A 7,529-nucleotide genomic window follows, 5' to 3' on the forward strand; every position below is an offset into this window, starting at 1 on the left:
GGTGGGAACCGACGGTGGTGATCGGTAGTGCGGCCGCTCGCCGTCGCGGGAGTGCTGGCGGTCGCCGTCGGCATCCTCGCGGCGCTCGACCGCGGCGTGGCGTCGGTCCTCTCCCCCACGTCGGCGGTCGTCACGCTGATCGGCGTCCTCGGCGTGGTTCAGGGGATTCGATACGCGAACGCGCGTCGGGACCGCCGGCGGATGCCGACAGACACCGGAGAGCCGGAGCGGCGCGCGCCCGCCGCGGTGCCCGGTGCCGACCTCGACGAGCGGATCGCCCGCGTGGCCAGTCCGGCGCCGGGCGGTTACCGGAACCGTCGCGCCCTCCGCGACCGGGTCCGGGAGGTCGCCGTGGACGCCGTCGCCCGCGACCGCAACTGCTCGCGGGAGGCGGCGGCGACGGCCGTCGACGACGGGACGTGGACGGACGACGCGGCCGCCGCCGCGTTCTTCGACACCCGGACCGCCTATCCCGTCCGGGTCCGGCTCTCCGCCGGGGTCCGGGGACGGTCGAACTACTGGTACGGGCTCCGCGCCGCGATCGGCGAGATCGAGCGGATAGAGGGGGGTGCGGCGTGAGCGACCCCTCAAGCGGCGCCGCCGCGTCCGAGCCGGCATCGACCGACGGTGAGGCGACCGGACGAGACGGCGACGCGGTCGGACGCGACCGCGACGCGACCGAGACTGAATCGGCCGACGCGACCGAGACTGAATCCGCCGGCGCTCCGAGCGACCGGGAACACCGCCGAGCGATCGAGACGGAGCGCTGGCTGGGGGTGGCGGGGGCGGCCCTGGCGCTGGTCGGCCTCGGCGTGCTCGTCCGGCAGTCGTCTCTCGTGCTCGCCGGCGCGGTGGGCGCCGGGTACGCGGTGTACGCGCGGGCGGGCGACGCGTCGGCGCCGGCGCTCGCGGTGACGCGGGCGGTGAGCGACGAGGCCCCGGAGCCGGGCGACGAGGTCAGCGTGACCGTCCGGGCGGAGAACGTCGGCGAGGAGGCCCTGCCGGACCTCCGGCTCGTCGACGGGGTCCCGCCGGGGTTGGCGGTCGTCGACGGCCCCGCTCGGGTCGCGACGGCGCTGCGACCCGGGACGGCGGTGACGTTCGAGTACACGGTGCGCGCGGCCCGGGGCGACCACGAGTGGGAGCCGCTGACGGCGATCACCCGCGACGCGGCCGGCGCCCGCGAGCGCACGACCGCGCTCGACGCGCCGACCGCGATCGCCTGTACGCCGGAGCTGTCCGCCGGCGGCGACCTCCCGCTGCGCGGGCTGACGACCGTCCACCACGGTCGGGTGCCGACCGACGTGGGCGGCGCCGGCGTCGAGTTCCACGCCACCCGGGAGTACCGCCGCGGCGACCCGCTCAAGCGGATCGACTGGAACCGGCGGGCGCGGACGGGGGAGCTGTCCACCGTCGAACTACGCGAGGAGCGCTCCGCGACGGTCGTGCTGGTCGTCGACGCCCGCGAGTCCGCGTACGTCGCCGCCGACCCGGACGCCGAGACGGCGGTGGAGGCGAGCGTCGCGGCCGCGGGACAGGCGTTCTCCGCGCTCCTCGACGGGGGCGACCGGGTCGGGATCGCGGCGCTGTCGCCGATCGACTGCTGGCTGCCGCCCGGCAGCGGGACCGTCCACGCGGCCCGCGGGCGCGAGACGCTCGCGACCGACCCCGCGCTGGCGCCGACGCCGAGCGACGACCGGTTCTACCGGTCGCTGTGGCTCCGGCGGTTCCGGCGGCGGCTCCCGGCCGACGCGCAGGTGCTCTTCTTCACCCCCCTCGTCGACGAAACCGCGACGGCGATCGCGCGGCGCGTCGGCGCGCACGGTCACCTCGTGACGGTCCTCTCGCCGGACCCGACGACGGCCGAGACGGCGGGCGAACGGTTGACCGCCTTCGAGCGCCGCCAGCGGCTCCGGGCGCTCCGGGCGGGCGGGATCCGCGCGCTGGAGTGGGGCGACGACTCCTTCCCGGCTGCGGTCGCGGCCGCGACGAGGCGGTGGTCGCGATGAGCGGCGACGGCTCGGCGCCCGGAACGGCTGGCGACGGATCCGCGATTGCGACGGGGGGCGACGAGTCGGCGTCCGAAGCGCCAGCCGACTTCCACGAGGCGGACGCCCGGCCCCCGACGGTCGCGGTCGTCGCGAGCCTCGCCGCCGCGGGCGTCGCGGCGACCGCCGCGCTGATAGCGAGTCCGACGGGCGGCGCGCTGGTCGGGGTCGGCGCGCTCGCGTTCCTCGGCGGCTCGCTCCGGGGGTCGGCGCGAGTCCTGACGTGGGGCGCGACCGCGGGCGTGGCGGGGATCGCGCTCGCGGGGTACCGCGGCGCCCCGCCCGAAGCCCTGCTCGTCGCCGCCGTCGGGCTGGCGGTCGCGTGGGACGTCGCCGACCACGGGGTCGGCCTCGGGGAGCAGGTCGGACGGGGCGCTCGGGTCCGGCGGAACGTCGCGGTCCACGCGGGGGCGAGCCTGCTCGTCGGCGCGCTCGCGGCCGGCCTCGTGTACGGCGTCTCGCTCGCGGTCGGCGGCGGCCAGCCCGTGGCCGCGCTCGCGCTCCTCTTGGCGGGCGGTATCGCGCTGATCTCCGCGCTGCGGTGACAGTGCGAGCGCCAGGTTTACCGGGCCGCCCGCGCGCTGCGCGGCGATCGCGGACGCTTTTGTGCTGGCCCGGCGACGGCCGAGTATGCGAACCGAAGGGTGGTCGGCGTGACCGACCTCGTGACGTTCGGCGAGACGATGCTCCGCCTGTCGCCCCCGCGCGGCGAGCGGCTGGAGACGACGGACTCGCTCGACGTTCAGGCAGGCGGCGCCGAGAGCAACGTGGCGGTCGGCGCGTCGCGGCTCGGCGTCGACGCCGTCTGGCTCTCGAAGCTGCCGGACTCCCCGCCGGGGCGCCGAGTGACGAACGAGCTGCGGAGCCACGGAGTGACGCCCGAGGTGGCGTGGACCGACCCGGCTGAGGGCCGCGTCGGGACGTATTACCTCGAACGCGGCGGCACGCCGCGGGGGTCGAACGTCGTGTACGACCGCGGGGACGCCGCGATCACGACGGTGACGCCCGGGGACCTGTCGACGGCGTCGTTCGCGGACGCGAGCCGGTTCCACACCACCGGGATCACGCCCGCGCTGTCCGACCGCGCCGCGGAGACGGCGGCCGCGCTGCTGCGCGAGGCGGGCGACGCGGGGCTCACTCGCTCGTTCGACCTGAACTACCGGGAGAAGCTCTGGGACCCGGAGACCGCGCGAGCGGCCTACGAGAGCCTGTTCGAGCACGTCGACACGCTGTTCGTCCCGCGGCGGGACGCCCGCGAGGTGCTGGACCGCGAGGGCGACGCGGTCGCGATCGCGCACGGACTGGCCGCGGAGTTCGGCGTCGAGACGGTCGTCGTCACCCGCGGGACGGAGGGCGCGGTCGCGCTGCGCGACGGCGAGGTGTACGAGCAGGGCGTCTTCGACGCGGAGACGATCGACGCGATCGGCACCGGAGACGCGTTCGTCGCGGGCTACCTCGCGAAGCGGATCGACGGCGGCGACCTCCCGGCCGCGCTGGAGTGGGCGGCCGCGGTCGCGGCGCTGAAACGCACCGTCACGGGCGACGTCGCCGTCGTCACGCCCGGGGAGGTCGAGGGCGTGGTGGCCGGCGGCGGCGGCATCGATCGGTAGTCGACCGGCGCGGGGCGAGCGCCGGAGCTAAACCCTTATCAGCGCGCGGGTGGCAGATACGCCCGTATGAGCGACCTCCCGGACGACTTCGACTGTACGCTCACCAACTGGGAGTACATCTACGGGCTCTGCCGCAACGTCTCCGACGCGGTGAAGCGGGCCGACTTCGAGCCGGACGTGGTCGTCGCCCTCGCCCGCGGCGGCTGGTTCGCGGGGCGGTGTATCTGCGACTTCCTCGGGCTCAACGACCTCACCAGCCTCAAGATGGAACACTACGTGGGGGCGGCCGAGAAGAGCGACGAACCGCAGATCCGCTACCCGATGCCCGAGGGGAGCGTGGAGGACAAGAACGTCCTCATCATCGACGACATCGCCGACACCGGCGGCTCGATCAGCCGCGCCGAGGAGTACGTCGAGGACCGCGGCGCGGGCGAGGTCCGCACCGCGACCCTCCAGCTCTTGGGCACCTCCGAGTTCCAGCCCGACTTCGTGGGCGAACGGCTCGAACAGTGGACGTGGGTCGTCTACCCGTGGAACTTCCTCGAAGACATGATCGACCTCACGGAGGGCGCCATGGAGCGCGCCGACGACTCGACGTTCTCGCGGGAGGACCTCCGTCACTACTTAGAGGAGTACCACGGCATCGGCCGGATCGAGATGGAGGTCGCCCAGCCCGGCCGCCTCGACGAGGTCATCGACGAGATGGTCCGGCGGGACGTGGCCGAGCCCGTCGGCGACGAGACGTGGGCGCTCGCCGAGTAGTCGGACCGAGCGATGGCCCCCGGAGACGACACCGACGCTGACCCCGCAGACGACGCGGTGCTCGACGCCCTCCTCGACGCCTACGCGCTCAAAGACGAGCGGCGCACGGGGTGGCAGCTCCGCGGGGTCGACGAGCCCGAGTCCGTCGCCGCCCACTCGTGGGGCGTCGCGTACCTCGTGTTGACGCTCGGGGACCGGTTCCGCGAGGATCTCCCGGGCGTCGACCGCGACCGCGCCCTCCGGCTGGCGGTCGTCCACGACGTCGCCGAGGCGGAGACGGGCGACGTGGCGACGCGGGCGGCCGACGTGGCGACGCGGGCGGCCGACGTGACGGCCGACGACGACGCGGCCGGGGACGCGGTCGATCGCGAGGCGAAGGTCGCCGCCGAGCGAGAGGCCATGCGCGACCTCGCCGGCCCGCTCCCGGAGCGCGTGCGGGACGCGTGGGAGGCGTACGAGGCCCGCAATTCGCCGGAGGCGGTCCTCGTCAAGGAGTGCGACCTGCTCGACACCTGCCTCCAAGCCCTGCGTTACGAGCGCGGCGACCGGTACGACCCGGAGCGCGGCGATCCCGATGCGTTCCGCGAGTACGACGACCTCGACGAGTTCTTCGCGACGAGCGAGCCGCGGCTCCGGACCGACGCCGGGGAGGAGCTGTTCGCGTCGATCCGCGAGCGGTACCGGGCGGCGCGCGACCGGTAAGCGCTCTCGCAGTCCGGTAGCGCCCGCGACCCCGACCGTTCAGCGGTTGCGAGGCCATCGACGGGACGGCGCTCGACCGTCACCGGCGCGAGCGACACCAGTAAGTGTCGGCCGGACCGATTCGGGCCATGGCATCGAACCGCGACGACGGGGTCGCGTCAGACGGCCCGGCGACCGGAGCCGGCCTCGTCGACCGCTGGACCGCGCTCGACCGCGGCTGGCAGGCGCTCGCGCTGGGGCTCGGGATCGTCGCCGCGCACCTCGTCGGGCAGGCGCTGTGACGGGGATCGGCGAGGCGGTCCGCGCGTACCTGCCCGGCCTCGCGCTGCTCGCGGGCGGCGCGGTCGCCGCGACGCTCGTCGCGGACGCGGTCCCCGGCCTCCAGCCGCTCGTCGTCGCCGTCGGGATCGGCGTCGGGCTCGGCAACACCGTCGGGATCCCCGAGATCGCGGAGCCGGGCGTGAGCGCCGACAAGCTGTTCTTAGAGACCGGCATCGTGCTGCTCGGCGCGGCGGTGGCGGTCGAGGAGTTCCTCGCCGCGGGACCGACCGTCCTCGGGCTCGTGGTGGCGGTCGTCGCCGGCGGGCTCCTGTTCGCGGAGGTCGTCGCGCGCGGGCTCTTCCGGATCGGGTCGCCCACGTCCTCCCTGTTGGCGGCCGGCGCGAGCATCTGCGGGGTCTCCGCGGTCGTCGCAATCGGCCGGGTGCTGGACGCGCGCGGGACCGCGATCACCTTCGCGGCCGCGACGATCCTGCTGTTCGACGCCGCGACGCTCGTCGCGTTCCCGCTCGCGGGCGAGTGGCTCGGCCTCACCGGTCGGCAGTTCGGCGTCTGGGCGGGCGTGAGCATGTTCTCGACCGGCCCCGTCGCGGCCGCCGGGTTCGCCTACTCGCCCGAGGCGGGGCAGTGGGCGACCGTGACGAAACTGGCGCGCAACTCGCTCCTTGGCGGCGTCGCGGTCGCGTACTCGCTGGCGTACGCGGCGCGGTCGGCCGCCGACCCCGGCGTCCGGCGGCTGTGGGCGGAGTTCCCGAAGTTCCTGCTCGGCTTCCTCGCCGTGGCGGCGGTCGCCAACAGCGGGCTGCTCTCGCCGGCCGCGCTGGCGTCGATCGGGCGCGTGTCGGACGCGCTGTTCGCGCTGGCGTTCGTCGGCCTCGGGCTCTCGATCCGGGTCGACGACATGCGTGCGGTGGGCGCCGCGCCCGTCGGCGCGGTGCTCGTCCACCTCCTCGCCGTGAGCGCGGTGGCGCTCGCGGCGGTGCGCTGGCTGCTGTGAGACGGGTTCTCCGCGGAGCCGTCGACGACGCGCCGGGCCGTCGACCGCGGCCGCCGACCGCGTTCACTCCTTATAAGTAGCGAGCGGGCGCACTCGGGGTATGGGAACCATCGGATTCATCGGCGGCAGCGGCATCTACGAGGCGCTCCCCCTCAACGACGTGCGCGAGGTCGCGTTCGACACGCCGTACGGCGAGCCGAGCGACGCGGTGACGATCGGCGAGTTCGGCGACACGGGCCGCGAGGTCGCCTTCCTCCCGCGCCACGGCTCGAACCACGGCGTCTCGCCGACCGACCTCCCGTACCGCGCCAACATGTACGCCCTGAAGCAGGCGGGGGTCACCCACGTGTTCGCGTCGAACGCGGTGGGGAGCCTGAAGGAGGAGTTAGCGCCCGGCACGCTCGTCGTTCCCGACCAGATCTACGACCGGACGAAACACCGCGACCTCTCCTTCTACGGCGACGGGGTCGTCGTCCACCAGCCGTTCGCGGACCCGTACAGCCCCGAGCTCGTCGACCACCTCACCGAGGCGGCCGAGTCCGCCGTTGGCGGCGAGGAGGACGACGGCACGGACGTCGTGAAGGGCGGCACCTACGTCTGTATCGAGGGGCCGCAGTACTCGACGCGCGCGGAGTCGGAGTTCTACAAGAGCCAAGGCTGGGACCTCGTCGGCATGACCGCGATCCCGGAGGCGAAGCTGGCCCGCGAGGCCGAGATCGCGTACGCGACGATCGCCGGCGTCACCGACTACGACGTGTGGAAGGCGGACAGCGAGGTGACGCTCGAAGAGGTGCTCGAGAACGCCGAGCAGAACCAGGCGGCGATCAAGGCCGCCGTCGAGGAGGCCGTGCGGACCCTGCCAGAGGACTTGGAGTGTGACGCGCACACGTCGCTCGAAGGCACCGTCAACACGCCGACGGAGGCGATCCCCAAGGAGACGAAGGAGCGCGTTGAGCCCCTGCTCGGCGACTACTTGTAAATAGACGCGCCGTGCGGTGGCGCGTGCCTGTGAGCGGCCGGAGCGAAGCGGCGGCCGCGAGGAGCACGCGCGAGGGAGTCGGTCGCCCGGAGCAGCGCGGAGGGCGACCGACGAGGCTGGGGAGGTGTGAGGTGCGGGGGCGGTGTGAGGTG

General features: G+C 74.4%; 9 protein-coding genes. All 9 read left to right on the top strand.

Annotation, left to right across the window (positions count from 1 at the left end; all coding sequences use genetic code 11):
• Positions 1–27 precede the first annotated feature (27 nt).
• Complete coding sequence (locus EXE52_RS14705) at positions 28–579, top strand: hypothetical protein (RefSeq protein WP_086216739.1); 552 nt, start codon at positions 28–30, stop codon at positions 577–579.
• Positions 576–2,009: a DUF58 domain-containing protein gene (locus tag EXE52_RS14710; protein ID WP_089307998.1), complete on the top strand. Its 1,434-nt coding sequence runs from the start codon at positions 576–578 to the stop codon at positions 2,007–2,009. The genes EXE52_RS14705 and EXE52_RS14710 overlap by 4 nt, the downstream gene beginning before the upstream one ends.
• Positions 1,949–2,593, top strand: a complete 645-nt coding sequence (locus tag EXE52_RS14715; protein WP_089307999.1) for a hypothetical protein — start codon at positions 1,949–1,951, stop codon at positions 2,591–2,593. The genes EXE52_RS14710 and EXE52_RS14715 overlap by 61 nt, the downstream gene beginning before the upstream one ends.
• A gap of 99 nt (positions 2,594–2,692) precedes the next feature.
• The gene (kdgK1, locus tag EXE52_RS14720; RefSeq protein WP_199234056.1) at positions 2,693–3,658 is read left to right on the top strand and encodes a bifunctional 2-dehydro-3-deoxygluconokinase/2-dehydro-3-deoxygalactonokinase; all 966 of its coding nucleotides are present in this window, start codon (positions 2,693–2,695) and stop codon (positions 3,656–3,658) included.
• Positions 3,659–3,724: 66 nt separating this feature from the next.
• On the top strand, positions 3,725–4,420 hold the full coding sequence (locus EXE52_RS14725; RefSeq protein ID WP_049931497.1) for a phosphoribosyltransferase: 696 nt from the start codon (positions 3,725–3,727) through the stop codon (positions 4,418–4,420).
• Between the two features lie 12 nt (positions 4,421–4,432).
• Positions 4,433–5,122 carry an HD family hydrolase gene (locus EXE52_RS14730; RefSeq protein WP_089308000.1) on the top strand — a complete coding sequence of 230 codons (690 nt, stop codon included), beginning with the start codon at positions 4,433–4,435 and terminating at the stop codon, positions 5,120–5,122.
• A gap of 128 nt (positions 5,123–5,250) precedes the next feature.
• Entirely contained in the window at positions 5,251–5,403 is a 153-nt protein-coding gene (locus tag EXE52_RS18585; RefSeq protein ID WP_167373068.1) for a hypothetical protein, read from the top strand.
• A complete protein-coding gene (locus EXE52_RS14735; RefSeq protein WP_049931496.1) occupies positions 5,400–6,398 on the top strand; it encodes a YeiH family protein in 999 nt (332 codons plus the stop codon). The genes EXE52_RS18585 and EXE52_RS14735 overlap by 4 nt, the downstream gene beginning before the upstream one ends.
• A 100-nt stretch (positions 6,399–6,498) precedes the next feature.
• Positions 6,499–7,377, top strand: a complete 879-nt coding sequence (gene mtnP / locus EXE52_RS14740) for an S-methyl-5'-thioadenosine phosphorylase (protein ID WP_089308001.1) — start codon at positions 6,499–6,501, stop codon at positions 7,375–7,377.
• Positions 7,378–7,529 lie beyond the last annotated feature (152 nt).

The organism is Halorubrum sp. CGM4_25_10-8A, assembly GCF_005435025.1.
Lineage (GTDB): Archaea > Halobacteriota > Halobacteria > Halobacteriales > Haloferacaceae > Halorubrum > Halorubrum ezzemoulense.